Here is a 23,790-nt window from a genome sequence, read left to right as displayed (position 1 = left end):
GCTCAGACGGGGGAATGGGTGGGATCGAGGCGGCGCTCCAGGGCCCGGCTGCCCAGCCCGAGGGCGGCGCAGCAGCACCAGAACAGCACAGCCAGGGTGAGATACACCTCGGCGTTCTTGCCCAGGAACTCGGGATTGGCCATCACGGTTCGGGCGGTGCCGAGCAGATCGAGCAGGCCGATCAGGGACAGCAGGGTGGTGTCCTGCAGCAGGGAGATGAACTGCCCCACGGCGGCCGGCAAGGCAATGCGCAGGGCCTGGGGCAGCACCACGCGCTGCAGGGCCAGGGGCATCGAGAGGCCCAGGGAACGGGCTGCCTCCAGCTGGCCGGGGGGCACGGCAGAGAGGCCGGCGCGCACCGCCTCGGCCAGGTAGGCGCCACAGAAAAAGGTGAGTACCCAGGCGGCCCGCCAGACCCGATCCGGTGCCCAGCCGCCGGGGAGCATGTAACCCAGGATGTTCTGGCCCAGGAATAGCAGGGTGATCAGCGGGGCGCCGCGGATGAACTCGATGTAGAGCACCGAGCTCCAGCGCAGCAACGGCAGGCTGCTGCGGCGCCCCAGGGCCACCACAACGCCGATCGGAAAGCTGAGCAGGATCGCGAAGCTGGCCATCAGCAAGGTGAGCAGCAGCCCGCCCCACTCCGACGGCGGCACCCGGGGAAAGCCCAGTCCGCCGGCGATCAGTATCATGCCGAGGAGGTAGAGCAGAGGCCAGCTCAGGGGCACCAGTTTCACCAGCCGCGAAGGCAAGCTCCGCCCCCAGTGGCCCGCCAGCCAGCGCATGGTCACCAGCAGGGCGGTGATTAACCACCAGCGCAGTTGCAGGGGAAGACCAAGGGCCAGAGCCGCCGGCAGCCAGGCCGCCAGGAAACCAAGCAGAGCCACCGCCAGCCGGTCGTTGAACGGCCAGATCTCGCCGCTGCGATCTGCCCGCGGAAAAGCTCGCAGCAAGCCCCAGCTCACGCCGCTGAGGGCTGCCACCAGCACCACCAGCAGCCAGAGGCGCCACTGCTGCTGGACGGGGTAGCGACCGATGGCGAACAGGCTGGTGTTGGTCTGGATCACGGCCCACTGGGCCTGAGCGAGTGCCCAGCGCATCAGCCCCGCTACCGCCGCCAGGATCACCATGATCAGCAGCACCGAAACCAGGCCATCGGTGCGGCTGGCGAACAGTTCCTGGCGCAGGGCACCGGCCCAGCTGGGCTGAACCGACTCCGGTGCCGGCCTGGCTGGTCGCAGGGGTGGGTTGGTTCCGGACTCCGGCCCGGGTTGGATGGAGGTCATCAGCTCAGCGCTCCCGGATCTGCACCAGCTGATTCACGCCGTTCATCACGGCAGAGATCAGCAGATCGATGATCAGGTACGAGCCCAGGAGCAGCAGAAACACCTCGAGGGCCCGTCCGGTCTGGTTGAGGGTGGTTTCCGACACGGAGTACAGATCCACGTACCCCACGGCAACCGCCAGGGAGGAGTTCTTGGCCAGGGAGATGTACTGGCTGTTCAGGCCCGGCACTATCACCCGCAGGGCCTGGGGCAACACCACCGAGCGCATGCTGGCGCTCCAGTGCAGGCCCAGTGAGGTGGCTGCCTCCCACTGGCCCTTCGACACCGAGGCGATGCCGCCCCGCACCACCTCGGCCACAAACGCGCCGGTGTAGGTGATCAGGCCGGTGAGCAGGGCTGTGAACTCCACCGAAAGGCGCAGTGGTGCCTGCCATACCCCATTGACCAGCTCCGGCCCCTGCCAGCTGAAGCCCTGGGCGAACCAGGCCAGATACAGCCCGGACTTCGAGAGCACGATGCCAGGCAGCTGAAAGGCGGCGGTGCCGTTGGGGAGGGCGAGGAACACCACGAAGTACCAGAACAACAGCTGCAGCAGCAGCGGGATGTTGCGGATCACCTCCACGTACACCCGGGCCAGGCGCCGCAGCAAGCCATTGCCGCTGAAGGAGGCCATGCCCATGGCCGTACCAAGCAGGGTGGCCCCCACCAGTCCCACCAGAATCACCCTGAGGCTGTTCACAAGTCCCACCAGCAGGGCCCGCCAATAGGGCATCGAGGCGTCAAAGGGGATCAGGCTCTCGGCCACATCGAAGCTGGCCGGCTGGCCCAGCCAGCGCCAGCTCAGCAACATCCCGGCGGCGGTGAGGTTGCGCACCAGGTTGCCCACCAGCAGGGTGATCACCAGGAGCAACACCAGGCCCACCGCCGCCTGAACGATCCAGGGCACGACCCGGCGGTCACGCCACCAGGGGATTCGCTTGAGGGTGGCGCTCAACGGAAGGGCGGCGAATAGATCAGACCACCCTTGCTCCAGAGGCGGTTTTCGGACCGCTCGAGCTTGAGCGGGGAGCCGCTGCCCACGTTGCGCTCAAAGATTTCGCCGTAGTTGCCAACCGCTGCGATCGTCTTGGGAACGAAGTCAGCCGGCAGACCCAGTTGCTTGCCGAAATCACCTTCCACCCCAAGGAAGCGGCGCAGGTCGGCCAGGTTCTTGTTGGCCTTGGCCTCGGCCACCTTGGCGGCCACATTGGCCTTGGTGATGCCCAGCTCCTCAGCCTGGAAAAGGGCGAACACGGTCCAACGCATGGCATCGGCCCAGGCGGGGTCGCCATTGACGCTGGCGGGGGTGAGCGGCTCCTTGCTCATCACCTCCGGCAGAAGGATGTGCTCATCGGGTTTGGGGAAGCTGCTGCGCTTGGCTGCAAGCTGGGAGCGATCGCTGGTGACGGCGACGCAACGGCCGCCCAGGTAAGCCGCGTAAGTCTGGTCGCCGGTCTGGAACTTGAGCGGGGTGTAGGCGATGCCCTGCTCCCGCATGCGATCGGCCAGGTTGAGTTCGGTGGTGGTGCCGCTCTCCACGCAGATCGGTTTGCCAGCCAGATCCTTGAGGGTCCTGATGCCGCTTGCCACCGGGGCCATCAGGCCCTGGCCGTCAAAGAAGGTGGTGGGCCCGAACGAAATGCCGTTGCCGCCGGCCGAATCACGACTCAGGGTCATGGTGGTGTTACGGGCCAGCATGTCCACCTCACCGCTGGCCAGTGCCGCGAAGCGCTCACTTGAGTTGAGATCGCGGTACTCCACCTTGGCTGGGTCGCCCAGCACAGCCGCCGCCACAGCGCGGCAGGTGTCTGCATCGAGCCCGCTGTAGGTGCCATCGGGGCCCAGGAAGCTGAAGCCTGGCAGCTTCCCGTCCACGCCGCAGACAAGCTTGTCGCGACCTCGGATGGCGGAGAGCTTCATGCTCTGAACACCGCCTCCGCTGCCACTGTCGTCGGCGCAACCAGTGAGGGTGAATGCCAACAGTAAGGGGAGGGCGAGGAGCCAGCGGGGCGAGGGTTGCATCAACCGGAAGCAAAGCAGTGGGCGCAGTTTGCCAGCTCTGCCACGGACCTGCCGCTAACCGGGGCTGATAGATGGCTCTATGCGGAATCGATGGCTGCCAGGCAGCGCCAGTTCCCCCTTCAGGCCATCCACCAGCACGAGCCCCAATCCCATCCGCGAGCTGCTGGAACGCGCTTCCAGCAACGACGCTCACGCCTGACTGTGCCCCAGTTCACTGTGCTCACCGGCCTGCTGGGCCCTGGTGCTGGTTCTTGATCGTGCCGCCGGCAGCGACGGGCAGTCGTTCTCCTGTCTGGAGAAGTTGTTCACCTGCATCTCCGCCTTCGCCACCGTGGGTCTGGATGTGGGGGTCTCCGCAGAGCTGAACCGCTGGGGCCAGCTGGTGCTGATGGTGAGAATGTTCGTGGGCCGGATCGGCATCCTGTTGCTGCTCTCAGCGATCTTCGGCAGCCACCCCACGTCGGGCATCGCCTACCAGCACGAAGACCTGTACCTCTGAGCAAGTCGACAGCCGGGGCGGAGAATGACTTGTCTCCGCGCGGCACCGGCTCCATGGCGGCCCTTCCCGACCGACTGCTGATCCGCCGACCAGACGACTGGCATGTGCACCTGCGCGATGGGGCGATGTTGAGGGCCGTGGCCCCCAGCACGGCCCGCGTGTTCCGTCGGGCGATCGTGATGCCCAACCTGCTGCCACCGATCACCACGGCAGCGGCCGCAGCGGCCTACCGCGAGCGCATCCTCTCGGCGGTGGCTCAAAGCGATGAGTTCGAGCCCCTGATGACGGCTTACCTAACCGACACAATCGATCCAGGTGAGCTGGAGCGCGGCTTCACAGACGGTGTCTTCACCGCTGCCAAGCTCTATCCGGCCCGGGCCACCACCAATGCCGAGGCCGGGGTGAGCGATCCGTCCCGCATTGCGCCTGTGCTGGAGACCATGGAGCGGATCGGCATGCCTCTGCTCATCCACGGGGAGGTGACTGACCCCGAAGTGGATGTATTCGATCGAGAAGCGGTGTTCATCGAACGCCACCTCGAGCCCCTGCTGGAACGTCACCCGGGGCTGAAGGTGGTGTTCGAGCACATCACCACCGCCGAGGCCGTGGCCTTCGTCGAGGCAGGGCCAGCGACCCTGGCCGCCACGATTACCCCTCACCACCTGCAGATCAACCGCAACGCCATGTTTCTGGGCGGACTGCGTCCCGACGCCTACTGCCTGCCGGTGGCCAAGCGAGAACTGCACCGGATCGCGCTGCGGGGGGCCGCCACCTCCGGCAACCCGAAGTTTTTCCTGGGCACCGATTCAGCCCCACACTCCCGCAGCGCCAAGGAATCCGCCTGCGTTTGCGCCGGCATCTTCAATGCGCCCCACGCGCTCGAGAGTTACGCCCAGGTGTTTGAGCAGGAGGGTGTCCTGGAGCGGCTGGAAGATTTCGCTTCGGTGTTCGGGCCCCGCTTCTACGGCCTGCCGCTCAACGGGGGCACGATCGAACTGGTGCGCCAGCCCCTGGAGGTTCCCCTGATGCTGGAGCTGGGGGGGGAGGGAGATTCGCCCCAGCCGCTGGTGCCCTTTCAGGCCGGCCAAACCTTGCCCTGGCAGATCAGGGCAGGGTTTCGCTAGGAGATCAACTCGGGCTTGGCCGGGGAGGCAGGCACCAGCCCGAGCACACGGGCCAGATAGGGAAGGCTCATGCCCTGGACGAAAAGATTGATCACCACAACGATGAAGATGATGCTCTGAGCGTTCTGGCTGAGCTCCGCAACGATGGATGGATTGATGCCCCGGATCCTGGGGATCGCCAGGCTCAGATCATGGGCAAGGGCGAGGGGAACAGCGCCGCGCAGGCCGCACCACGACACCAATAACGATTCCTTGATGCTGAAGGGTGAGAACGGCTGAAAGATCAGCACACTGATGGGCCGTGCCACGAGCATCAGGCCCAATGCCGCAAGAATACCGATCGGCAGTGCATCGATCAGATCGGGGGGATAGACCAGAAGACCGAAGATCAGGAAGATTGCGATCTCCGTCATTGTGTTGAAGGGAAGAAGGACCTCCTGGATGGTGACGTGATTGATCTCGGGTGAGCGATAGACAGTGTTGGTGAGAAACAGTCCGTTCACATAGATGGCGATATATCCCGAGCCCCCCAGCAGTGTTGTCACCCCATAGACCACGAAGGCGATCGACACAGCCACGACAAGCAGCTGGGCGCGATCCTCCACCAGATAATTGATCACGAAACGGGCCATGTAACCGAACACAAAGCCCACAATCAGGCCGATGCCGATCTGCTGAAGAAAGATCTTGACCTGGGTGAGCACCGTGCTCTCCAGGCTGGAAGCCCCGGCAGCAGCACCTGCGCTGACAAAGATGCCAACCACCAGCCCATAGAAGAGCAGAGCAGAGGGATCATTCACAGAGGATTCAAATTCCAGCAGGTGCTGAAGTCGCATGGGAACCTTGCGCCGCACCGATCGCAACACGCTCAAGGTGGCTCCCGCGTCGGTGGAGCCAAGGCAGGCGGCGATCAGCATCGCCGCACCGAGCGGAATGGCTTCCACGCGCCCCATGCTGATAGAGCTGGCAGAGGGAAAACCGAGAAGCCAGATCAAGCCACCCAGCAGTAATGAAGAAATCACCACACCACCAACGGCGAGCATGATTCCGTATTCGAAGAATCCCCGGATGGCCGCCAGATCAGTCTTAAGCCCGGCATAGAACAACAGCAGCGCCAGTCCGAGCATCTGCAAGTTTGCCGCCTGGGCATGGGTGATGTCGAGACTGCTTACGTTGATCGACAGGCCCAGCAACAGAACTCCGAGGATGGCGGGAATACCGATTTTCGGGGAGAGGCGGCTGATGGCCAGGGTTCCAATAAACAGGATCCCGATGAACAACAGCTGAGCATGGATAGGGAGATCCAGGGCATTCGCCTGACCCGAGGGAATGGCCGCCAGATGCTGGATCAACTTTGGTGGGTGGAGCATCAGCTGATCAGTGGCAAGTCATCGTGGTGATGCTCTCAGACCTTGGCCGGTCTGGCTGGGGCAGAGGCTGGCGTTGTGTGCTCCGCCAGCAGGTCGGCCTGGTCCTGGCTGAGACGCCCAGCGGCGCGCAGCGCAGCGGTGATCCGCTCGATACCCACTACCGCATGGCAGGTGTAGCCCTCAGCGGCCAGACGGGAGACAGCCTGACCCCCGTGGTCGATGAACACCACCACATCGCGCACCTTCAGCCCTGACGACTCCAGCTTGGCGATGCCCTCCAGCACGCTGCCGCCTGTGATCAGGATGTCATCGACGACGACGACGGTTTCGCCCTCTTCGAAATCCCCTTCAATCAGGCGCCGGGCCCCATGAGCTTTCACTTCCTTGCGTGGATAGATCAAAGGCACATGCAGCTGCAGCGACAGCCCCGTGGCCGTCGGCAGGGATCCATAGGGAATGCCGGCGATTCGATCGAACTGAAGGTGGGACAGTGGCTGCGCATAGGCATGCAGCACGCGGTGAAACAGATTCGGATCGGAGATGATCCGGCGCAGATCGATGTAGTAATTGAAGACGGCACCTGAAGCCTGCACGTACTCACCGAAGAGCAGGCAGCCGATGTCGAACAGATCCACCAGCAGCTCATCGAGCCGTTGCTCATCGAGGTCCTGATCCTCCAGCCGTTGCAGCTCAAGGCTCTTGGCATCGAGCAGGCTGCTTGACGCCGCCGCTGCCCTGGGGGCGGGCAACCAGAGCTCACAGCGATCGGCCGATCCTCCATCCCAGTTGGCTCGCATTGTCTCGATCTGCTCGCGCAGGGCCTGGGTACCCGCAGCCATGCCCTCCTCCACCAGCAGGTGCTGGGGCAGGGGCAGCAGCAATCCATCGGCGGAAGCATTGAGACCGGCTTGAAGCAACGCCTCCAGCCGCTCTTCCTCGCCCCAGAGGCTGCGCAGGATCAGAAAACGCTCTGGTGCTTCCCGCCGCACTCGCGCCAGAACGGCCGGATCGCTCGTTCCCACCTCCAGCAACAGGTGCTCCGGGGTGCCCCAGAGCTGGGTTTCGCGCACGATCGTGATGAAGAGCGGGTCGTCCTCGTTGGGATGGTGCTGCACCACCCGGGCGCCGGGGTTCGAGCTGTGACAGGTGAGCACCACCGCCCGGTCCGGGTAGAGCAGGAAGGGGGCGGCGATGTCCTGCCCCGCCAGAGGGGAGAGGGTGACCGCATCCACGCCGAGGTCGCGGAAGATGTAGTGGGCCAGGGCCGAGGAGCTGTTGAGATCGCCGTGCTTGGCATCGAGGATCAAGGGCAGCTCCAGCGGCACCAGTTCGCGCACCTCCCGCAGCAACTCCAGGCCGATCGGCCCCAGGGCCTGGTAGAAACCCAGACTCGGTTTGTAGGCGCAGACGTTGTCGGAGGTGGCCTCGATCACCGCCTTGATCCAGCGGCGGGCCTGGGCCAGAAAGGAACCGCTGCCGGCGTTGTGGCGCGTCCAGGTCTGCAGCATCTCCGGATTGGGATCCAAGCCGGTGATGAGCAGCGACTGGCGGCTGGCCATCGCTTCGGTGAGTTTGACGAAAAAGCTCATGACGCCTGCCCCTGGGCCAGCATGGCAGTGCAGGCCACCCCCCGGCCGCTCAACCGTTGGCCCGGTGCGTGGACGGCGTTCGGGGATCAATTGCTGATGTGGGTTCCTGACTGGTGCTCGGCGGTGTGAGGCCAGAAGCGGTGCACTGTTTGGGGTGCAGCTCCATCTGGCGGTGGTGGTCGCATGCCTTGGCGATGGATGAGCAGAACGCGCCACTTAACGGACGTTCAGCACCAGGGGCAGAGTGAGACTTTGCCTTACCCGTTTAATGCCAGCGGCTTGAGGAGTTCAGTTCAATCGCTCAGGCTGCTGCCTGAGGTCTCAGTCCTTTTCTGAGAATTTACAGGCAGTCTGCAAGGGGCCTTGATGGGCAAGGCTGCCGCAAGATCCCCAGAAGTTCCCATCGGACCTCTCGATCGGCCCCGATCCGGAAAGTCTGGGGCCGCATCTCCTGACATCGGCTCGCGCAACCGTGGGGCCATCGCCAGACTCCTTGCAGATTCAAGACCGGGTCGTATCCCCCCAGCGCAATGAGGATCACGGTCGGCTGCGATCTGACGGTGGCCTGTCAGCAGCCCACACCCCTGCTGCTGATGGTGCAGCCCCACACCAGCCGCCTGGTTGATCTGGTTAGCGACGATCCGCTGGTCTCGAACCCTGCCGTATCGGTGACGGAGTTCGTGGATGGGTTCGGTAATAGGTGCTGTCGCCTGGTGGCCCCAGCAGGGGATACCCAGCTGAGCCAGCGGGCGCTGGTGGCGTGCAGCGGCATGCCCGATCCGGTGCTCCCCCATCTCAGTGTGGTGCCAGTGGAGGCCCTGCCACCTGAGACTTATCAGTTCCTGCGCCCCAGTCGCTACTGCGAGACCGACCGGCTGGATCAGACGGCCTGGGACCTGTTCGGCGAGATTCCCGCGGGCTGGCCCCAGGTGCAGGCGATCTGCGACTGGGTGCACAGCCATATCCACTTCGACATGGGCCAGGCCCGCCCCACCAAGACCGCGCTCGAGGTGCTGGAGGAGGAGCAGGGCGTCTGCCGCGACTTCGCCCATCTGGCGATCGCCTTCTGCCGCAGCCTGAATGTCCCGGCGCGTTACTGCACCGGCTACGTGGGATACACGGGGGTGCCGCCCGGGCCGGAACCGATCGATTTCTCCGCCTGGTTCGAGGTCTATCTGGAGGAGGGCTGGCACGTCTTCGATGCCCGTTACAACACCCCGCGAATCGGCCGGGTGCTGATCGGCCGCGGCCGCGACGCCGGCGACGTGCCGTTTCTGCATTCCTTCGGCCCCCACGACCTGACCAGGTTCGAGGTGATCACCCAAGCCCTGGCGGCAGTCTGAGCGGGGCGATCAGGCCCACCTGAACGTACCCACATACCCGGCCGGAGAGTGCAGTCACCCCCCTGGTTTCTCAATCGCTGGCCTGGCGGTTCATGCGGCTGATCAGGCTGGAGGGAATCTCCTTCGGGCAGACCGCCGAGCACTCCAGCTGGTTGCCGCAGGCTCCGAAGCCCTCCGTCTCCATGCGTTGGCGCATCTGTCTGGAGCGCCGGGGAGCTTCCGGCTGGCCCTGGGGCAGGAGCTCGAGATGGGCCAGCTTGGCCGCCACGAACAGGCTGGCCGACGCATTGGGGCAGGCTGCCACGCAGGCCCCACAGCCGATGCAGCTGGCTGCCTCGAAGGCCTGGGCGGCCACATCCAGGCCGACCGGCAGGGCATTGGCCTCAGGGGCGCTGCCGATGTTCACCGACACATAGCCCCCGGCCATCAGCAGCCGATCGAGGGAGGAGCGATCGACCGCCAGATCCTGGATCAGGGGGAAGGCCCGGGCACGCCACGGCTCGAGAGTGAGAACCTGGCCATCGCTGAAGTCGCGCAGGTAGAGCTGGCAAACGGTCGTGCCGCTCCGGGGCCCGTGGGCCTGGCCGTTGATCATGAATCCGCAGGACCCGCAGATGCCCTCACGGCAGTCGTGATCGAAGTGCACCGGCCGCTCGCCCTCCAGCAGCAGCTGCTGGTTGAGGCGATCAAGGGCCTCCAGCAGGGAGAGATCCGGACTCAGGTCCGTGAGGTGATGGTCGAGGAAGCGCCCCGTCGGCTCGTCCTGGCGCTGACGCCAGATGCGAAGGGTGAGGCTGAGGCTGGAAGGGCCGCTCATCGGTAACTGCGAGCCGTGGGGCTGATCAGGCTGAAGTGCAGCGGTTCCTGATGGCGGATCGGTGGTCCATCAGCCCGCCATTCCCAGGCCGCGATGTGGCTGAACTCCGCATCGCGACGCAAGGCCTCGCCGCTCTCGCTCTGGTGCTCCTCACGGAAATGGGCCCCGCACGACTCCTCTCGCGCCAGGGCATCACGCAGCATCAGGTCAGCCAGCTCGAGGTAATCCTCCAGCTGCAGGGCCTTCTCCAGTTCTGGATCCAGGGGTGTGCCGGGATCGGGGAGCAGCAGGTCCTGATCGAAGCTTGCCTGCAGAGCTGCCACCTCCGCCAGCCCCGAGCGCAGACCAGCGGCCGAGCGGCTGATGCCGCAGCTCTCGATCAGCAGGGCCCCCAGTCGACGCCGCAGCCCCTCCGCCGGTTGGCTGCCACCGGTTGATCGCAGTCGGATGATGCGCTGCCGCACGCTCTCCAAGGCCGCGCGGCAGGCGGGGTGTTCGGGGTCGATCACGGGGTGCTGATGCTCGGCCAGCCAGGCCGGCACGGTGGCTGGGGCAATGAACAAGCCATCGGCCAGACCCTGCATCAGGGCGCTGGCACCGAGCCGGTTGGCGCCGTGCTCGGAGAAGTTCGCCTCCCCCAGCACGAACAGGCCCGGGATCGTGCTCATCAGGTGGTAGTCCACCCACAGGCCGCCCATCGTGTAGTGAGGAGCTGGATAAATGCGCATCGGCTCCCGGTAGGGGTCGGCTCCGGTGATGCGCTCGTACATAGAGAAAAGGTTGCCGTAGCGGGCTTCAATCACGGCGCGTCCCTGGCGCTCGATCGCCTCGTTGAAATCCAGATAGATCGAGCGGCCGGCCGGCCCCACCCCATGGCCGGCCCCGCAGAGCTCGCGGGCGCGCCTGGAGGCCACATCCCGGGGAACCATGTTCCCGTAGCTGGGGTAAAGCCGCTCGAGGAAGTAATCCCGCTCAGCCTCCGGTACCTGATCAGGCCGTCGCTGATCCCCCGGCTGCCGCGGCAGCCAGACCCTCCCGTCGTTGCGCAGGCTTTCGCTCATCAAGGTGAGCTTGCTCTGGTCGGGATCGCCGCTGGGAATGCAGGTGGGGTGAATCTGGGTGAAACAGGGGTTCGCCATCAGGGCGCCGCGGCGATGGGAGCGCCAGAGGGCGCTGGCGTTGGAGCGCACTGCGTTGGTGGAGCGGTGAAACACGTTGCTGTAGCCGCCGCTGGCCAGCAGCACCGCATGGGCCGTGTGGGTCTCGAGGGCACCGCTGAGCCGGTGGCGGCAGATGGCGCCGCGGGCCACGCCCTCGAGGGTGATCAGATCGAGCAGATCCCGCTGGGGGCAGAGCTCCACCCGGCCAGCCTCCACCTGCCGCAGCAGGGCCTGGACCACGGCGTAGAGCAGCTGCTGGCCCGTCTGACCGCGGGCGTAGAAGGTGCGGCTCACCTGGGAGCCACCGAAGCTGCGGTTGGAGAGGGTTCCGCCGTATTCACGGGCGAAGGGCACCCCCAGGGCCACGCACTGATCAATGATCGAACCGCTGATCTCAGCCAGTCGGTGACAGCCGGCCTCGCGCGCCCTGAAATCACCGCCCGTTACGGTGTCGCGGAACAGCCGCTCGACGCTGTCGCCGTCGTTCTGATAGTTGCGGGCAGCGTTGATGCCCCCCTGGGCCGCCACCGAATGGGCCCTTCTGGGGCTGTCGTGGTAGGTGATCAGCCTCACCTGATAGCCCTGCTCAGCCAGGCTGGCGGCGGCGGATGCGCCCGCCAGGCCACTGCCCACCACCAGCACCCTGAAATGGCGCCGATTCGCCGGCGCAATCAGCGACAAATCCTGACGGCACCGGCTCCAGGCATCAGCCACCGGGCCCTGCGGCAGCTGGGGATCGAGACGCATCAGAACCCACCCCCTGCCAGAGCGCCTGTGACCCGCAGTGCCAGCGGCAGCAGGGCGAAGCCAGCGCCGATCAGGGCCGCCAGGGCACGGCTGGCCAGGCGCAGCCCTGTGGCGTTGGTCTCATCTACCCAGCCCAGAGAGCGGAACAGGCTTTCGGCGCCGTGAAGCAGATGAATGCCAAGGGCCACTCCCGCCAGGACGTAGAGCCCCAGGGCCCAGGGAGAGGCCAGCGCCAGCAGAACGGCTTGCAGCTCCAGGCCATCGCCTGGCCTGTGCCAGCGCAGCTGACCCAGGTGCACTGCCAGGAACAGCAGCAGCAGTGCACCGCTGAACGGGGCGCTCCGGCCAGCCAGGGCCATCAGAGGTTGAAGACGCCGGCTACGCCACTGGCCGTAAGGCACCACCCCCCGGGCTCGGCGGTTGGTGATCACCCGCTGGAGGGTGAGGGCCAGGTGGACCAGGCCCGCCAGGGCCAGGGTGAGCTCCAGGGGCAGCAGCCAGGCGGCGTGATGCAGGGCCGTTGCATAGCGCTCGAAGCCAGCTGGATCCAGGAGAGCCAGGGATGTGCCCAGCCCATGGGCCAGGACGAACAGAATCAGAATCGCTGCCGTGATCGGAATCGCCTGGGCCATGCCAGTGACTGACCTCAAGCCCACGCAATGGCCTGAAGCGATCTTAACGAAGCTGCTGCTGCTGGCCGTGTTGGTCCTGGGTGTCGCCCCGGGCTGCCCACTGGCGACCTGCTGATCACCGAACGGCCTGGGCGGCTGCGCCTGGTGCGCCAGGGAGTGCTCGATCCAAAGCCAATCGCCGAACTTCCGCCTGTACTGGCTCTGGGTAAGGGAGGCCTGCTGGATGTGGCAATGCATCCTCGCTTTGCCAGCAACCAACTCAGCCCGTCCGAGGAGGTGCTGAGCCAGAGCAGCCTGCCGGTGGGGGATCGGGTGAGGGATGTGCGTGAAGGTCCCGACGGCCAACTGCACGTGCTCACCGACGGGCCCGGCGATGGAGCCCTGATCCGGCTTGAGCAAGCCGGATCCAGCAGCTCACCCTGGAGCCGTACCCCTGGTGGCCCCTGTGCAACCCTGCGGATCGGCTCTGCCTACATTGAAACCAGGGCTGCGGCAGACGACGTGAACCAGACAACAAGCGATGGGTTGGCCCGCTCCTACCCGGTTCCAGCCGATGAGGGCCTGCGCCTGCGGGAACTGCAACGCCATCAATTGCTTGATCATGACGGCGATCACCACTTCGATCGGATCGTCAAACTGGCGAGCGCCATCTTCGACATGCCCATCGCTCTGATCTCCCTGGTGGATCACGACCGGCAGTGGTTCCTCTCCCGCGAAGGGCTTGAGGTGAGCGAGACCCCGCGGGAAGTGGCTTTCTGCGCGCACACCATTGCCGGCAATGAGGTGATGGTTGTGCCCGATGCCCTCCAGGACGACCGCTTCAGCAGTAACCCCCTTGTGCTCTCCCCGCCTGGCATCCGCTTCTACGCCGGGGCCCCCCTGCGTACCAAAGAAGGCCACAACCTGGGCACGCTCTGCGTGATCGATCAGAAACCAAGGGAGTTCAGCACCGAGCAGCAGCAGCAGTTGCGAATGCTGGCCGACGTGGTGATGCGCGAAATCGAATGGCGCCACGATTCCAGCCTCTGTCCCGTGACGGGGCTCTCCAATCGCGGCGCCCTGTTCAGCGTTGGGAAGCGGGAGATGGAGCAGGCCCGCAGCGCCGCTGATCCCATGGCCCTGATCTGCCTCGACATTGATAACTTTCGCCAGATCAACAACCGCTGGGGACATCCTGCCGGCGACCAGGTGTTGCTCGATTTCAGTCACCTTTGCAAGGGTTTTCTGCGTGAGCAGGATTTCATCGCCCGCCTTGGTGATGAGGAATTCGTGATCCTGCTGATCGGCCAGGACAGCGAGGCGGCCCTGCAGCTTGCCGAGCGGATTCGCGACGCTGTCAGCAGGATGGGCGGTGTGTTCTCCCGCTCCGGCTACCACCTGAGCATCAGCGGCGGAGTGTCAGCCCTCGCCCACGACGACACAAGCTTCGGCGACCTGGTGCAGCGGGCCGAGCGAGCCCTGGAGCTGGCCAAGACCAACGGCCGAGACCAGATCGTCTCCTTGCTGAATTAACGACCGCGTGCAGGCGCTCAACCGGTTGACCGCTTCATGGGGTTATGATGTCTGAGTCAGGCTGAAGCCGGCGAGCCGCGCAGTTCGCACAGAGTCTGACCCAGCAACGCGCCAGCCCTTTTGCTTCCCGGGGCAGCCATCAGGTTCCAAGAGCCATCCGCAACGACGGTCCGATCAGGACCTGCGGGTAGCGACCGGTGCCGAAACCATGACCAGATCACACTTGTTTCTCCATGACCATCAACCTTTTCCCAGCGGGACTGTCTTCCGCCGGATGCTCCATCAGGCATGCCTCCAGCCATGGCCTGAACCAGGCCAGCGCCAAACGTAAGAACCTCAAGTCAGCAGGCACCCAGCACCAATCTCCTCCCAGCTGGGAGGACTTATTCGGCCGGCGCTGATCCGGTCAGCACTCCCCCGCCTCCGACTGACACCGGTCACCGAGGCGAGGAATCCTTCAGCCCAAGCAACCATCGGCATGCTGTTCGAGATACGACATTCCATCCGGTTCAGCTATGAGCGGCCGGTTTTTCTCGAGCCGATGATCGTGCGGCTCAGTCCACGCCAGGACGTGACCCAGCGATTGATCTCCCATGAACTGACCGTGACGGAGGCTCCTGCAGGTCACAGCCTGATCCTGGAACCCGATGGCACCGACGCGCGGGTGCTCTGGTTCAGCGACAAGCGAGAGCATCTGCAGCTTCAGGTGCTCTCGGTGGTGGAGACCCTGCGTTGCAATCCCTTCGACTGGATCCTTACCCACCCCCCGGCCCAACGACTGCCGGCCTCCTACCCCGCCGCTGAAGCGGCCTCCCTGGCTCCCAGCCTCTCCACCACGTCAGGGGTCAGCGAACCTGACTCCACTCCCGTAGGTGCCTGGGCGGCGGGGATCGCCGCTGAGGTGGAGCATTCCACCCCGGACTTTCTGATGCGGCTGGCTGACGAAATTCACCACGGCTTTCACCACATCGGCCGCCTGGATGGTGAGCCATTCAGCCCGGAGGACACGCTTTCAAGCCGCTGCGGAGCCTGCCGCGACACCGCCATGCTCTACGTGATGGCCTGCCGCAGCCAGGGTCTGGCAGCACGGTTTGTGAGCGGCTACTCCATGCATCACCCGCCGGAGGTGAGCGAGCATGAACTCCACGCCTGGGCCGAGGTGTACCTGCCAGGCGGTGGCTGGCGCGGCTACGACCCCAGCCTTGGGCTGGCGGTGGCCGATGGCCACGTGGCTCTGGCGGCTTCACACGACCACCTGATGGCCGCTCCCACCACCGGCACCTACCGGGGCACCGACGTTGGCTCCCAGCTCAGCTACATCATTGAGCTCAAGGTTTCCGACCCAGAGCCCGAACCCGGCGAGGAGGCGGCATAGCCCCCGTAGGGGTTGGGCTGCTTTTTGCCAATGGTATCGAGCTTGGCGGCCAGATCCGCATCCGCTCGCGTGATGCCATCCACATCGTGAGTGCGGATCGCAGCCTCAACGCGGCCCCAGCCCAGGCAGAAATCGGCGTGGTGCCCTGCCGCCTCACAGACCGCCCCGGCCCGGTTGAGCCAGTCGAGTGCCGATTGAAAATCGGGAAACGACCAGACCTTGTGGAGATGGTGGTGGTCAACCACCCGCCAACCGCTCAGGCTGGGCAGGAGGTTCTCCAGCTCCTCGCTGGTGAGAGTGGGGGCGCCATCGCGGCAAGGCACGAAGCGCTCATCGCCAATTTGCATGCTGTGCTGACCGGGCTTTCAAGTCTGGCGAAGGAGCTGGAACACCGCATCTCTAGGTATTTCCCCTCATGAATGGAGTGGATTGTGGCTAAATCCGGTGACGATATCTTTCAACCATTGGTTGCTTGTGCCGCCAACGCCTAGTTACAGAACTGTCGCTGTAAGGCTTCCTATGGGGGCATGACGGGCGAAGTGTGAGATGCCGGTGAACGAAAAGCCCCAGCCGAGGTTTAGAGTGGTCTGCATCCGTGAGCTCCTGAATGCCGGATCGATCTCGGCCCACGGATGCTCTGATCGACCCAGTGTCCCGTCCAGGATCCAGGCGATCCAATCCCCCTGAAAAACCGGTTCTCAATGGCCATGACTGAAGCAGCCTCCCTGACGGTCGGCGAGCTTGAGGCGAACTACCACCTCTATTGCAAAGCCATGAAAATGTTGATCATGGAGGAGAGAACTTCTCAGGAAATTCAACGGACAGTTTGCTGGAGTCGCCTGGAGACGCTCCACAATTGCCTGCCGAGCATGTACAAGGCTCCTGATTATCTCTTTACATTGCTGCGGCGTGAGCATATGCAGAAGAAAGCCCCTAAATAGGCCGCGTCAAACAGCCTGCTTGTCAGTTTGCCCGACCTGCTACAGGCTGACGGATGCGACCTCAGCCCTCGACGGATGAAACTCTCAGCATCCAGCAGGTTTTCGTTGTCGCTGCACCCTCTCAGGGCGGCCTCCTGGATCGGTGCCGTGCTTTTGGTGCTGCTGACTCTCCCTGACCTGGCCAGTGGTCATGCCCTGGCTCAGCAAGAGGCTCCACCAGAAGCAGAGTCAGGGGAGACACCAGCTCCAGCTGTGGCCACGCCGGCGGTGGAGGCCGCTCCTGAGCCAGCTGATGCACCGACCGCGAGGGAAAGGGAGCTGCTGGAGAAGATCCGCAGGCTGAAGGCCCCCCGTTGGCGCAGCTTCGGGGCCTGCCAGTACGACTGGACCGCCTGGCGCTTGAGCGCAAAAGGGGTTCGCACCACCAACTTTCGCTGCGGAGACCCACCGATCACGGGGAATGTGGCGGTCTTCTGCCCCAGCCTGCGCATCAGCCGACAGGTCGCCGATGCCCAGTGGGAGTCGTGGCGGCTGCCGTTGAGCCTGAGCGAATCAGCTGCCATAGGAGGCGAGGACCAGATGGTGGCCAACCTCTGCGCCAATGCCCGGCCGCTGGCCAACCCCGCCAGCGAAGCCCCGTCCCAGCCCGGCGCTGCGAAACCAGCTGCCAAGCCAGCAGCCCTGCCTGCTGCACCCTGAGCAAGGGGGCTCAGAGCACCCTCAGATTGCCGCTGTGGGGCAGATCCCAATCGGCTCATTACACATGCAGCCGCCGGCATGGGCCCAGTCCAGAAGGCGCTGTGGCGATGGGGGCAGGGGGACTTGAACCCCCACAACGTCGCCGTCTGCGGATTTTAAATCCGCTGCGTCTACCAATTTCGCCATGCCCCCGACGTTTGGATCCTAGATTTGCGCCACCTTGACTTCACGGTCGTGCCGCTGCCCGGGTTGCTCAGTTCGATGACGATGACTCTTGGGATGCTCTCCCCCGACACTCTGTTGGTGCTGGGCGCCTATGCGGTTATTGCTGGCGCCTATCTGGTGGTGGTGCCCCTGGCGCTCTACGCCTGGATGCACAAGCGCTGGACCGTGATGGGCAAAATCGAGCGGACGGCCGTCTACGGCCTGGTGTTTCTGTTCTTTCCCGGCCTGATCCTGTTCGCACCCTTTCTGAATCTGCGCATGGCGGGTCAGGGAGAATGAACCGTGGTCAGGCACTTCTGATCGGGCTGGGAGTGTTCCTGGCAGGAGGGCTCGGCTATTGGGGCTTCAAAGCGGCGGGATTCGAGGGCTTTTCAGCCGGCATCGCCGCCGAGGCCCTGCTGATCCTGCTGGTTTTGGGCTGGACGGGCTCCTACCTGCTGCGGGTAGTCACCGGAAAGATGAGTTTCATGGAGCAGCGGCGCCAATACCGCGCGGCCTTTGATGCTCTCACCACTGAGGAATTGCAGAAAGAATTCGATGCCCTCAGCCCTGGGGAGCAGGAAAAGCTGCTGCGCGAGATCGGTCAGTGGCAGGACGACGCCGCGGCCTGACCCCATAGGCTCGGAGCCTGACCGCCCCCGCATCACGGCCCCGATGAGTGCTGCTTCCGCCACCCTTGCAGGCACACCGATCCAGCGGCGATTCGCCGGTCTCAGGCAGCAGGGGAGATGTGCCCTGATGCCTTTTCTGATGGCAGGGGACCCTGACCTGGCCACCACCCGCAACACTCTGCTGGCCCTTGAGGCTGAGGGAAGCGATCTGATCGAGCTGGGCATCCCCTACAGCGATCCCCTGGCAGATGGGCCGGTGATTCAGGCTGCCGCAAGCCGGGCCCTTGCCGCCGGCACCACCCCCACGGCTGTCCTGGAGATGCTCTCCAGCTTGAAGGGTGAACTGACGCTTCCTGTGGTGCTCTTCACTTACACCAATCCTTTGCTGAACCGCGGGCTCGAGAATTTTTGCCGTGAAGCTGCCGCTGCCGGGGCCGCCGGGCTGGTGGTGCCCGACCTACCCCTGGAGGAGGCGGAGCGTCTCTCGCCCATTGCCGCTGGCCATGGCCTCGATCTGGTGCTTCTGGTGGCTCCCACCACCCCGGCCGAGCGGATGGCGAGGATCACTGAGGCCAGTCGCGGCTTCACCTATCTGGTGAGCGTGACGGGGGTGACCGGGGTGCGCACGAGTCTTGAGAGCCGGGTGGGCGACCTGGTGCGACAGCTCAAGGGCCTGGGCCCCAGACCCGTGGCGGTGGGTTTCGGAATTTCGGGCCCCGAGCAAGCCAGGCAGGTGCGTGACTGGGGCGCCGATGGCGCGATCGTGGGCAGTGCTCTGGTGAAGGTGATGGCCGCGGCTCATCAGGAGGGCACCGATCCGGCTCGCGCTGCCGCGGCATTCATCGCCGGCCTGCGCCGGGCCCTCGACACCTGAGGCCTGCCATGGCACCTGAGGAATCACGCGTTGCGCTGCCCTTTTCGGAGGCCTGCGAACGCAACAAGGAGCCAATCCTGGCAGCCCTTAGCCAGTGGTTGGCTGAAGGAAACCGGGTGCTCGAGGTGGGCTCCGGCACGGGCCAGCACGCAGTCCATGTCTGCCGCCATCTGCGGGTGGTTTGGCAACCCAGCGACAGGACCATCAACCTGAGCGATCTGCGCCGCCGCTGCCAACTCGAGGGACAGACCGACGCTCAGCTGGGCTGGCTGCTCCCTCCCGTCGAACTCGACGTGCTGCAGCCGCACTGGCCTGATGGACCGTTCGATGCGGTCTTCAGCGCCAACATAGCTCACATCATGCCCTGGAGTGCCGTTCCGAGATTGCTGGAGGGCAGTGCCCGGGTCTTGCGGTGCTCGGGCCTGCTGCTGCTCTACGGCCCCTTCCACGAGGGCGGCCGTCACACCAGCCCCAGCAACGCCGCTTTTGATCAGCACTTGCGCAGCCTTGATCCCGCCATGGGCGTCCGCGATGCCCTGGAGCTCACCGCCCTGGCCGCTGACTGCGGTCTGCAGGCCATCGATGATCTGCCGATGCCCGCCAACAACCGGCTGCTGGTGTTCCGCCGAGTGGCGGCTGCGGAGTCCGAGCCCCAGCCGTGACCACCGACGCCGCGGTCCAGGTGGCCCTGCTGGGTCTTCCCAACACCGGCAAGTCGACGCTGTACAACAGGCTCACGGGCGGCCATGCCCACGTGGCCAACTGGCCTGGGCTCACGGTGGAGCTTCTGCGCGGTTCCCTGCCTGCCGACGCCACCGGCCGCCCCTACGACCTGATCGATCTGCCTGGTATCCACGACCTGCGCGGCAGCAGTGAGGATGAGGCGATCGTGCGCCGCTTTCTCAGCGCCACCCGTCCGGATCTGGCTGTGGCGGTGCTCAACGCCAGCCATGCCGACACCCAGTTGAGGCTGGCTCTGGAGCTCCAGGCCACTGGGCTGCCCCTGATCCTGGCGCTGAATATGGGCGATGAGGCCCAGCGCTTCGGGGTCCGCATCGACGAGAAGCGTCTAGCGGCGGACCTGGGGTTGCCGGTGCTGGTGATCAGCGCCCGCCACGACCGGGGACTCGAGTCGTTGCTGGAGTGCATCCACGGCTATGCCCAGCTCCAGCCAGGACCTTCCCGGCTGCTGTCTGAGACGGAGCTGGAGGCGCAGCGGGCCCGGCTGGTGGCGAGCTGCATCGAAGGGCACGACCAACCGAACCCGGATCCCCAGCGGGATCGCCTGGATCAGCTGCTGTTGCACCCGCTGCTGGGGGTGCTCTGTTTTTTTATGGTGATGCTGGCGATCTTCCAGCTGATTTATGCCGTGGGAGGACCGATCCAGACCCAACTGGGCACGCTCTTCGATGGCCTGGAGGCCAATTTGTTGCAACCGGCCCTGCAGAGCCTGGCGCTCCCGGATTTTTTCAGACGGTTGGTCAGCGAAGGGCTGTGGATGGGAGCCACCACGGTGATCAGCTTCATGCCGATCATCTTTCTTTTTTACATGATGATCGCCCTGATTGAAGACTCGGGCTATCTGGCCCGCTCGGCCTTCCTGATGGATGGGGTGATGCATTGGCTGGGCCTTGATGGCCGCAGCTTCGTGCTGCAGATCATGGGATTCGGATGCAACGTGCCTGCGATCATGGGCACCCGCGTGATTCGTGACAGGCCCCAGCGCTGGCTGGCGATGCTGATGATTCCGTTTTCCCTCTGCCAGGCTCGGCTGACGGTGTTTGTGTTCATGGCAGGCGCCTTTTTCCCTAGGCCCAGGTGGGCAGCTGGAGCGGTGATCTTCGGTTTCTATGTGGTCAGCTTCGCTGCTGCGGTGCTTACCGCCCTTCTGTTCAAGCAGGTGTTCCCCAGTGAGGGGGGGTTCGTCCTGGAGTTGCCACCGTATCGGGCTCCCAGCCTGGGCACGGTGCTCAGCCGCGCCTGGCGCGAAATGGTGACCTTCTTCTTCACCACCCGCCGTTTTATCATCCTGGGAGTGATCGCCATCTGGTTGCTCAACAATCTCCCCCTCGGGGTCGATCACCTCTCCGGTCAATCGTTTGCAGGCCAGATCGGACGGGCGGTACAACCACTGCTGGGTCCAATCGGCATGAACCCGGAGCTGACGATCTCACTGATCTTCGGCTTTATTGCCAAGGAAATTCTGCTGGGGGCGATGGCGGTGATCTATGCCACCCGTGAGAGCGGGTTGGCCACCGCGGTGGTGGGGGCGATCCGGCCGCTGCAGGCCCTGAGTTTCATGATGTTCACCCTTCTCTATACCCCATGCCTATCCACGGTGGCGGTACAGCTGAAGGAAAGCCGCAGCGGTCGCTTCGTGGGGCTGTCGCTGCTGTGGTCGTTCAGCCTGGCCTGGGTGATGTCTTTTCTCCTCTACCAGGGGGGGGTGCGCCTCGGCTTCAGCTGAGTGGCTGCACTCCCATCTGAGCGGCATCGGCTCGACGCAGCATGAAATCGAGCAGTCCCATGCGCAGATGCAGGATTCCTCCGGGGCGTCCCCGGCGCATCACCATCAGCTGGCAGCCTGGCTTGACCCCCATGGCGCGCAGGCGGCTCTCGAGGCTGGGACGACTGGGCAGGCTGAGCAGCTCCAGAGGTTGATCCAGCGGCGCGTCAGCCAGGTTCATGTCCTCGCTCAGGGCTGTCTGGATTGAAGCAGCGCGGCGATCAGAGGCCGGAGAGCAGGAGGAGTTCGCCGAGGGCGGCCGTGAGCGCTCCAAGCAGAAGCAGGCGGGTGGTGCCGCCCAGGAGGCGGGAGCAGATCAGGAAGCGGATGGGAATCACTACGGGTCTCCTTGGAATGGAGCTCAGGCACGGAGGTATGGAGCTCAAGCGCGGAACATTGTTCAGCTGCTGGCTGTGTCCAGCTGCTGGAGCTGATCCAGGGGCAGGGCAAAGGGACGTGATCCATGGCGCAGCAGCGGCCAGCGGCGCACCCAGCAGGTGCTGGCGTCGGCGTCGATGTTGAGCACCTGATAGGTGTGATCGGGGCTGTTGGTGAGCCTGACCATCTGGCCTTGGTGAAGGGTCATGGGAAGCGAAGCATTCTCTGGACTGTCTGGGCCCCAGCGCCGCGAGGCAGCAGGCTGTCAATCGGAAGTGTGACGGCGGCCATGGGTAAAGCCGGAACCTTGCCTAACGTAACGGTGTATTTCACAAGCTTGACAGTCAGTCATCTTTCAGTCGTCTCTTTGTGGAGATGAACACTCGGGTTCCTGTTGTCAGCCAGCGCCACTTGGCCAGCGGTTGGTGATGGAGCAGGCTGGAGCCACGATTGGTGACGGTGATGCCCCAGACCCTGCGCGAGCCTGTCTCACCCCTGGCCCGCACCCGGCCCACTGAGCAGGAGCCGAGCCCATTCGAGGCCGAGGACAACCGCTCGAGCAGCCGCGTTCGCCAGGGGTTCGGAGCAAACAAGGGAGCAGGAGCCAGCACCGGCAAGGCCAAAGGCCAGGGCAAGGGCGGCAAGAAACGGAACCCCAGCCTGAGCAAGGCCGACTGGGGCCCCTTGGGCAAGCATCCCGACCTCGATGCCATCGTGGCTCGCCAGCGCCTGCACCTCCCCCGTTGCGGCCGGATCACCGCCGCCGATGTGACCCGCGCCTGGAAGCTTGCCGCTGCCGAGCACCACCCCGACCGCGGCGGCGAGCACGACACCATGCAGCTGGTCAACGGCGCCCGTGACCTGCTCCTGGGACGAGGCGTGAAGAGCTGAGAGGCCCAGAGCTGACCCACAGTGTCTGTTCTGGATCAGCTCTCCAGCAGGGCATTCCTAAGCCACCTCACCAGATAAACCCCTACAGGAGCAACCGATGGCCAGATTCGTCCTCTGGGGCACCTACAGCTCCGATGTGCTTGAGCGGCGAGGACCCTGTCGGGAGGAACATCTGGCCGGACTGCGGCTGCAGAAGCAGGAGGGGGTGCTGATCACCCTCGGGCCCACCGCCTGCACCACCCGGGTGTTCGGCATCTATGAAGCCGAAAGTCAGGAGCAAGTGGAAGCCCTGGTGAAGGGGGATATCTACTGGCGCCAGGGGATCTGGACCAGCGTGGAGATCTACCCCTGGATTCAGGCGTTTTAGGAGGCTCCAGGGACTTCGGGCGGGATCCTCGGGGCTGGCGTGGTGGCTGAGCTCCAGCTCCGCTGCGCCTGTTGCCACACCCAGTCAGCCACCGCCTCAGACCCCCCTGGACCCAGCACCTCCCCATACCCCGACATCTGACCCAGGCCAGCAGAGGCGATCGCGGCGATGGCTTCCGGGCCTGTGATGCCGTTGCGCTCCAGGGCCTTGAGCTTCAGGGTCTTGCCACGGCGCAGGATGTTGCCACCGTTGATGTGGCATCCGGCGCAATGGTTCGCGAACAGGCTTTCGCCTGAGAGCACGACAGGAGTGGCAAGGGAGTCACCCCACACCGGCCGGGGCCACCAGACCAGCAGCAGCAAAACGAGCAGCGCCAGAATTCCCAGCCAGCGGCGCCAGGTCGAATGGCTGGGCGATGAGGGTTGGATCACAGACACCCGCTCTCGCTCCTTGCCAAGACGGTCACTCTGGCGTGCTTTCAGCCGCGAGGGCCCGCAGGTAGCGACGGTAGAGATCCTCCGGTGCGCGGTAGCGCTGGGGCAGTGAGCTGTGCAGGGCACTGAGGTTGTGCCAGCAGAGAGTGCGCTCGATGCGCTCGATGCTGCGTCCGTCGGCCACAAGCCGCCTGAGGGCCTGGCAGTAGGCCGAAAAGCCCGCCTCCAGTTCACCGATGCTGAGTGGACGTGAGTCGGCCATGGGGATCTCTGGCGCTCGCCGTGAGTGCACGACCAAACGCTGAACCTGGATCCACGCTATGCAGCAGGTTGGACGACACTGAGCCAC

General features: G+C 64.7%; 27 protein-coding genes and 1 tRNA gene. 14 read left to right on the top strand and 14 right to left on the bottom strand.

Features of this window, described 5'->3' with window-relative positions; all coding sequences use genetic code 11:
* Positions 1 to 2: 2 nt before the first annotated feature.
* Genes CJZ82_RS04095 through CJZ82_RS04085 form a run of 3 tightly spaced genes read right to left on the bottom strand, consistent with a single transcriptional unit; the run spans position 3 to position 3,347 of the window.
* Positions 3 to 1,286, bottom strand: coding sequence for an amino acid ABC transporter permease (locus CJZ82_RS04095; RefSeq protein ID WP_094554516.1), 1,284 nt, complete (start codon positions 1,284 to 1,286; stop codon positions 3 to 5).
* 4 nt (positions 1,287 to 1,290) lie between these two features.
* Entirely contained in the window at positions 1,291 to 2,280 is a 990-nt protein-coding gene (locus tag CJZ82_RS04090; RefSeq protein WP_094554515.1) for an ABC transporter permease subunit, read from the bottom strand.
* Positions 2,277 to 3,347 carry an amino acid ABC transporter substrate-binding protein gene (locus tag CJZ82_RS04085; RefSeq protein WP_094554514.1) on the bottom strand — a complete coding sequence of 357 codons (1,071 nt, stop codon included), beginning with the start codon at positions 3,345 to 3,347 and terminating at the stop codon, positions 2,277 to 2,279. Before CJZ82_RS04085 ends, CJZ82_RS04090 begins: the two co-directional genes overlap by 4 nt.
* Positions 3,348 to 3,588: 241 nt before the next feature.
* Between CJZ82_RS04085 and CJZ82_RS04075 the strand changes: the two genes are divergently transcribed.
* Together CJZ82_RS04075 and pyrC are read left to right on the top strand one after the other, a co-directional pair.
* On the top strand, positions 3,589 to 3,846 hold the full coding sequence (locus CJZ82_RS04075) for a potassium transporter TrkG (protein WP_369820015.1): 258 nt from the start codon (positions 3,589 to 3,591) through the stop codon (positions 3,844 to 3,846).
* A gap of 53 nt (positions 3,847 to 3,899) precedes the next feature.
* Entirely contained in the window at positions 3,900 to 4,970 is a 1,071-nt protein-coding gene (pyrC, locus tag CJZ82_RS04070; protein WP_094554612.1) for a dihydroorotase, read from the top strand.
* On the opposite strand, the gene CJZ82_RS04065 is transcribed toward pyrC, so the two are convergent.
* Both CJZ82_RS04065 and CJZ82_RS04060 read right to left on the bottom strand, forming a co-directional pair.
* Entirely contained in the window at positions 4,967 to 6,340 is a 1,374-nt protein-coding gene (locus tag CJZ82_RS04065) for a cation:proton antiporter (RefSeq protein WP_094554512.1), read from the bottom strand. The genes pyrC and CJZ82_RS04065 overlap by 4 nt on opposite strands.
* 35 nt (positions 6,341 to 6,375) lie before the next feature.
* On the bottom strand, positions 6,376 to 7,929 hold the full coding sequence (locus CJZ82_RS04060) for a bifunctional orotidine-5'-phosphate decarboxylase/orotate phosphoribosyltransferase (protein ID WP_094554511.1): 1,554 nt from the start codon (positions 7,927 to 7,929) through the stop codon (positions 6,376 to 6,378).
* A 530-nt stretch (positions 7,930 to 8,459) separates the two neighbouring features.
* Between CJZ82_RS04060 and CJZ82_RS04055 the strand changes: the two genes are divergently transcribed.
* On the top strand, positions 8,460 to 9,272 hold the full coding sequence (locus tag CJZ82_RS04055; protein ID WP_094554510.1) for a transglutaminase family protein: 813 nt from the start codon (positions 8,460 to 8,462) through the stop codon (positions 9,270 to 9,272).
* Between the two features lie 70 nt (positions 9,273 to 9,342).
* On the opposite strand, the gene CJZ82_RS04050 is transcribed toward CJZ82_RS04055, so the two are convergent.
* The 3 genes from CJZ82_RS04050 to CJZ82_RS04040 are packed head-to-tail and all read right to left on the bottom strand — an operon-like array spanning position 9,343 to position 12,646.
* On the bottom strand, positions 9,343 to 10,089 hold the full coding sequence (locus CJZ82_RS04050) for a succinate dehydrogenase/fumarate reductase iron-sulfur subunit (protein ID WP_094554509.1): 747 nt from the start codon (positions 10,087 to 10,089) through the stop codon (positions 9,343 to 9,345).
* Positions 10,086 to 11,996, bottom strand: a complete 1,911-nt coding sequence (locus CJZ82_RS04045) for a fumarate reductase/succinate dehydrogenase flavoprotein subunit (protein ID WP_094554508.1) — start codon at positions 11,994 to 11,996, stop codon at positions 10,086 to 10,088. The genes CJZ82_RS04050 and CJZ82_RS04045 overlap by 4 nt, the downstream gene beginning before the upstream one ends.
* Positions 11,996 to 12,646: a succinate dehydrogenase gene (locus CJZ82_RS04040; protein ID WP_233130031.1), complete on the bottom strand. Its 651-nt coding sequence runs from the start codon at positions 12,644 to 12,646 to the stop codon at positions 11,996 to 11,998. The genes CJZ82_RS04045 and CJZ82_RS04040 overlap by 1 nt, the downstream gene beginning before the upstream one ends.
* A gap of 75 nt (positions 12,647 to 12,721) precedes the next feature.
* Here CJZ82_RS04040 and CJZ82_RS04035 point away from each other — a divergent pair, with 75 nt between their 5' ends.
* Both CJZ82_RS04035 and CJZ82_RS04030 read left to right on the top strand, forming a co-directional pair.
* Complete coding sequence (locus CJZ82_RS04035) at positions 12,722 to 14,140, top strand: diguanylate cyclase (RefSeq protein ID WP_255380780.1); 1,419 nt, start codon at positions 12,722 to 12,724, stop codon at positions 14,138 to 14,140.
* A 478-nt stretch (positions 14,141 to 14,618) separates the two neighbouring features.
* Positions 14,619 to 15,515 (top strand): transglutaminase family protein, encoded by an 897-nt coding sequence (locus CJZ82_RS04030; RefSeq protein WP_094554505.1) that lies wholly within the window; start codon positions 14,619 to 14,621, stop codon positions 15,513 to 15,515.
* Here CJZ82_RS04030 and CJZ82_RS04025 read toward each other — a convergent pair.
* On the bottom strand, positions 15,455 to 15,862 hold the full coding sequence (locus CJZ82_RS04025) for a 4a-hydroxytetrahydrobiopterin dehydratase (protein ID WP_094554504.1): 408 nt from the start codon (positions 15,860 to 15,862) through the stop codon (positions 15,455 to 15,457). The two genes, CJZ82_RS04030 and CJZ82_RS04025, sit on opposite strands and share 61 nt — an antisense overlap.
* A 354-nt stretch (positions 15,863 to 16,216) precedes the next feature.
* On the opposite strand from CJZ82_RS04025, the gene CJZ82_RS04020 reads away from it, so the two are divergent.
* Positions 16,217 to 16,456, top strand: coding sequence for a DUF3136 domain-containing protein (locus CJZ82_RS04020; RefSeq protein ID WP_094554503.1), 240 nt, complete (start codon positions 16,217 to 16,219; stop codon positions 16,454 to 16,456).
* A 105-nt stretch (positions 16,457 to 16,561) separates the two neighbouring features.
* Positions 16,562 to 17,155, top strand: a complete 594-nt coding sequence (locus CJZ82_RS04015; protein ID WP_094554502.1) for a hypothetical protein — start codon at positions 16,562 to 16,564, stop codon at positions 17,153 to 17,155.
* 108 nt (positions 17,156 to 17,263) lie between these two features.
* Here CJZ82_RS04015 and CJZ82_RS04010 read toward each other — a convergent pair.
* A tRNA-Leu gene (locus CJZ82_RS04010) sits at positions 17,264 to 17,347 on the bottom strand.
* A 75-nt stretch (positions 17,348 to 17,422) separates the two neighbouring features.
* On the opposite strand from CJZ82_RS04010, the gene CJZ82_RS04005 reads away from it, so the two are divergent.
* The 5 genes from CJZ82_RS04005 to feoB are packed head-to-tail and all read left to right on the top strand — an operon-like array spanning position 17,423 to position 21,332.
* A complete protein-coding gene (locus CJZ82_RS04005) occupies positions 17,423 to 17,659 on the top strand; it encodes an NAD(P)H-quinone oxidoreductase subunit L (RefSeq protein ID WP_094554611.1) in 237 nt (78 codons plus the stop codon).
* Entirely contained in the window at positions 17,656 to 17,991 is a 336-nt protein-coding gene (locus CJZ82_RS04000) for a DUF3007 family protein (RefSeq protein ID WP_094554501.1), read from the top strand. Before CJZ82_RS04005 ends, CJZ82_RS04000 begins: the two co-directional genes overlap by 4 nt.
* 43 nt (positions 17,992 to 18,034) lie before the next feature.
* Complete coding sequence (trpA, locus tag CJZ82_RS03995; RefSeq protein WP_094554500.1) at positions 18,035 to 18,865, top strand: tryptophan synthase subunit alpha; 831 nt, start codon at positions 18,035 to 18,037, stop codon at positions 18,863 to 18,865.
* 8 nt (positions 18,866 to 18,873) lie between these two features.
* On the top strand, positions 18,874 to 19,527 hold the full coding sequence (locus CJZ82_RS03990) for a DUF938 domain-containing protein (RefSeq protein WP_094554499.1): 654 nt from the start codon (positions 18,874 to 18,876) through the stop codon (positions 19,525 to 19,527).
* On the top strand, positions 19,524 to 21,332 hold the full coding sequence (gene feoB, locus CJZ82_RS03985; protein WP_094554498.1) for a ferrous iron transport protein B: 1,809 nt from the start codon (positions 19,524 to 19,526) through the stop codon (positions 21,330 to 21,332). Before CJZ82_RS03990 ends, feoB begins: the two co-directional genes overlap by 4 nt.
* Here feoB and CJZ82_RS03980 read toward each other — a convergent pair.
* A complete protein-coding gene (locus CJZ82_RS03980) occupies positions 21,325 to 21,552 on the bottom strand; it encodes a FeoA family protein (RefSeq protein ID WP_094554497.1) in 228 nt (75 codons plus the stop codon). The genes feoB and CJZ82_RS03980 overlap by 8 nt on opposite strands.
* A gap of 219 nt (positions 21,553 to 21,771) precedes the next feature.
* On the bottom strand, positions 21,772 to 21,957 hold the full coding sequence (locus CJZ82_RS03975; protein ID WP_094554496.1) for a hypothetical protein: 186 nt from the start codon (positions 21,955 to 21,957) through the stop codon (positions 21,772 to 21,774).
* A 254-nt stretch (positions 21,958 to 22,211) separates the two neighbouring features.
* Here CJZ82_RS03975 and CJZ82_RS03970 point away from each other — a divergent pair, with 254 nt between their 5' ends.
* The gene (locus CJZ82_RS03970) at positions 22,212 to 22,640 is read left to right on the top strand and encodes a hypothetical protein (RefSeq protein WP_143593533.1); all 429 of its coding nucleotides are present in this window, start codon (positions 22,212 to 22,214) and stop codon (positions 22,638 to 22,640) included.
* Positions 22,641 to 22,737: 97 nt separating this feature from the next.
* On the top strand, positions 22,738 to 23,007 hold the full coding sequence (locus tag CJZ82_RS03965) for a YciI family protein (RefSeq protein ID WP_094554494.1): 270 nt from the start codon (positions 22,738 to 22,740) through the stop codon (positions 23,005 to 23,007).
* Here CJZ82_RS03965 and CJZ82_RS03960 read toward each other — a convergent pair.
* Complete coding sequence (locus CJZ82_RS03960) at positions 23,004 to 23,444, bottom strand: c-type cytochrome (protein ID WP_094554493.1); 441 nt, start codon at positions 23,442 to 23,444, stop codon at positions 23,004 to 23,006. The genes CJZ82_RS03965 and CJZ82_RS03960 overlap by 4 nt on opposite strands.
* A gap of 25 nt (positions 23,445 to 23,469) precedes the next feature.
* On the bottom strand, positions 23,470 to 23,703 hold the full coding sequence (locus tag CJZ82_RS03955; RefSeq protein WP_094554492.1) for a DUF3136 domain-containing protein: 234 nt from the start codon (positions 23,701 to 23,703) through the stop codon (positions 23,470 to 23,472).
* Between the last annotated feature and the right edge of the window lie 87 nt (positions 23,704 to 23,790).

Origin of the sequence: Synechococcus sp. 1G10, from assembly GCF_002252625.1 — a bacterium.
Lineage (GTDB): Bacteria > Cyanobacteriota > Cyanobacteriia > PCC-6307 > Cyanobiaceae > Regnicoccus_A.
The sequence above is the reverse complement of the archived record's forward strand: the minus strand, read 5'-3'. Positions and strand labels throughout refer to the sequence as shown.

What these genes read in the sequence shown, in the direction of transcription:
- CJZ82_RS03990 (WP_094554499.1), top strand. Translation starts at nt 18,874, where the DNA reads ATGGCACCTGAGGAATCACGCGTTGCGCTGCCCTTTTCGGAGGCCTGC.
- CJZ82_RS04000 (WP_094554501.1), top strand. Translation starts at nt 17,656, where the DNA reads ATGAACCGTGGTCAGGCACTTCTGATCGGGCTGGGAGTGTTCCTGGCA.
- CJZ82_RS03955 (WP_094554492.1), bottom strand. Translation starts at nt 23,703, where the DNA reads ATGGCCGACTCACGTCCACTCAGCATCGGTGAACTGGAGGCGGGCTTT.
- CJZ82_RS04005 (WP_094554611.1), top strand. Translation starts at nt 17,423, where the DNA reads ATGACTCTTGGGATGCTCTCCCCCGACACTCTGTTGGTGCTGGGCGCC.
- CJZ82_RS03965 (WP_094554494.1), top strand. Translation starts at nt 22,738, where the DNA reads ATGGCCAGATTCGTCCTCTGGGGCACCTACAGCTCCGATGTGCTTGAG.
- CJZ82_RS04065 (WP_094554512.1), bottom strand. Translation starts at nt 6,340, where the DNA reads ATGCTCCACCCACCAAAGTTGATCCAGCATCTGGCGGCCATTCCCTCG.
- CJZ82_RS04095 (WP_094554516.1), bottom strand. Translation starts at nt 1,286, where the DNA reads ATGACCTCCATCCAACCCGGGCCGGAGTCCGGAACCAACCCACCCCTG.
- CJZ82_RS04050 (WP_094554509.1), bottom strand. Translation starts at nt 10,089, where the DNA reads ATGAGCGGCCCTTCCAGCCTCAGCCTCACCCTTCGCATCTGGCGTCAG.
- trpA (WP_094554500.1), top strand. Translation starts at nt 18,035, where the DNA reads ATGAGTGCTGCTTCCGCCACCCTTGCAGGCACACCGATCCAGCGGCGA.
- CJZ82_RS03970 (WP_143593533.1), top strand. Translation starts at nt 22,212, where the DNA reads ATGCCCCAGACCCTGCGCGAGCCTGTCTCACCCCTGGCCCGCACCCGG.
- CJZ82_RS04025 (WP_094554504.1), bottom strand. Translation starts at nt 15,862, where the DNA reads ATGCAAATTGGCGATGAGCGCTTCGTGCCTTGCCGCGATGGCGCCCCC.
- CJZ82_RS04055 (WP_094554510.1), top strand. Translation starts at nt 8,460, where the DNA reads ATGAGGATCACGGTCGGCTGCGATCTGACGGTGGCCTGTCAGCAGCCC.
- CJZ82_RS03980 (WP_094554497.1), bottom strand. Translation starts at nt 21,552, where the DNA reads ATGAACCTGGCTGACGCGCCGCTGGATCAACCTCTGGAGCTGCTCAGC.
- CJZ82_RS04030 (WP_094554505.1), top strand. Translation starts at nt 14,619, where the DNA reads ATGCTGTTCGAGATACGACATTCCATCCGGTTCAGCTATGAGCGGCCG.
- CJZ82_RS04020 (WP_094554503.1), top strand. Translation starts at nt 16,217, where the DNA reads ATGGCCATGACTGAAGCAGCCTCCCTGACGGTCGGCGAGCTTGAGGCG.
- CJZ82_RS04060 (WP_094554511.1), bottom strand. Translation starts at nt 7,929, where the DNA reads ATGAGCTTTTTCGTCAAACTCACCGAAGCGATGGCCAGCCGCCAGTCG.
- CJZ82_RS04085 (WP_094554514.1), bottom strand. Translation starts at nt 3,347, where the DNA reads ATGCAACCCTCGCCCCGCTGGCTCCTCGCCCTCCCCTTACTGTTGGCA.
- CJZ82_RS03975 (WP_094554496.1), bottom strand. Translation starts at nt 21,957, where the DNA reads ATGACCCTTCACCAAGGCCAGATGGTCAGGCTCACCAACAGCCCCGAT.
- CJZ82_RS04045 (WP_094554508.1), bottom strand. Translation starts at nt 11,996, where the DNA reads ATGCGTCTCGATCCCCAGCTGCCGCAGGGCCCGGTGGCTGATGCCTGG.
- pyrC (WP_094554612.1), top strand. Translation starts at nt 3,900, where the DNA reads ATGGCGGCCCTTCCCGACCGACTGCTGATCCGCCGACCAGACGACTGG.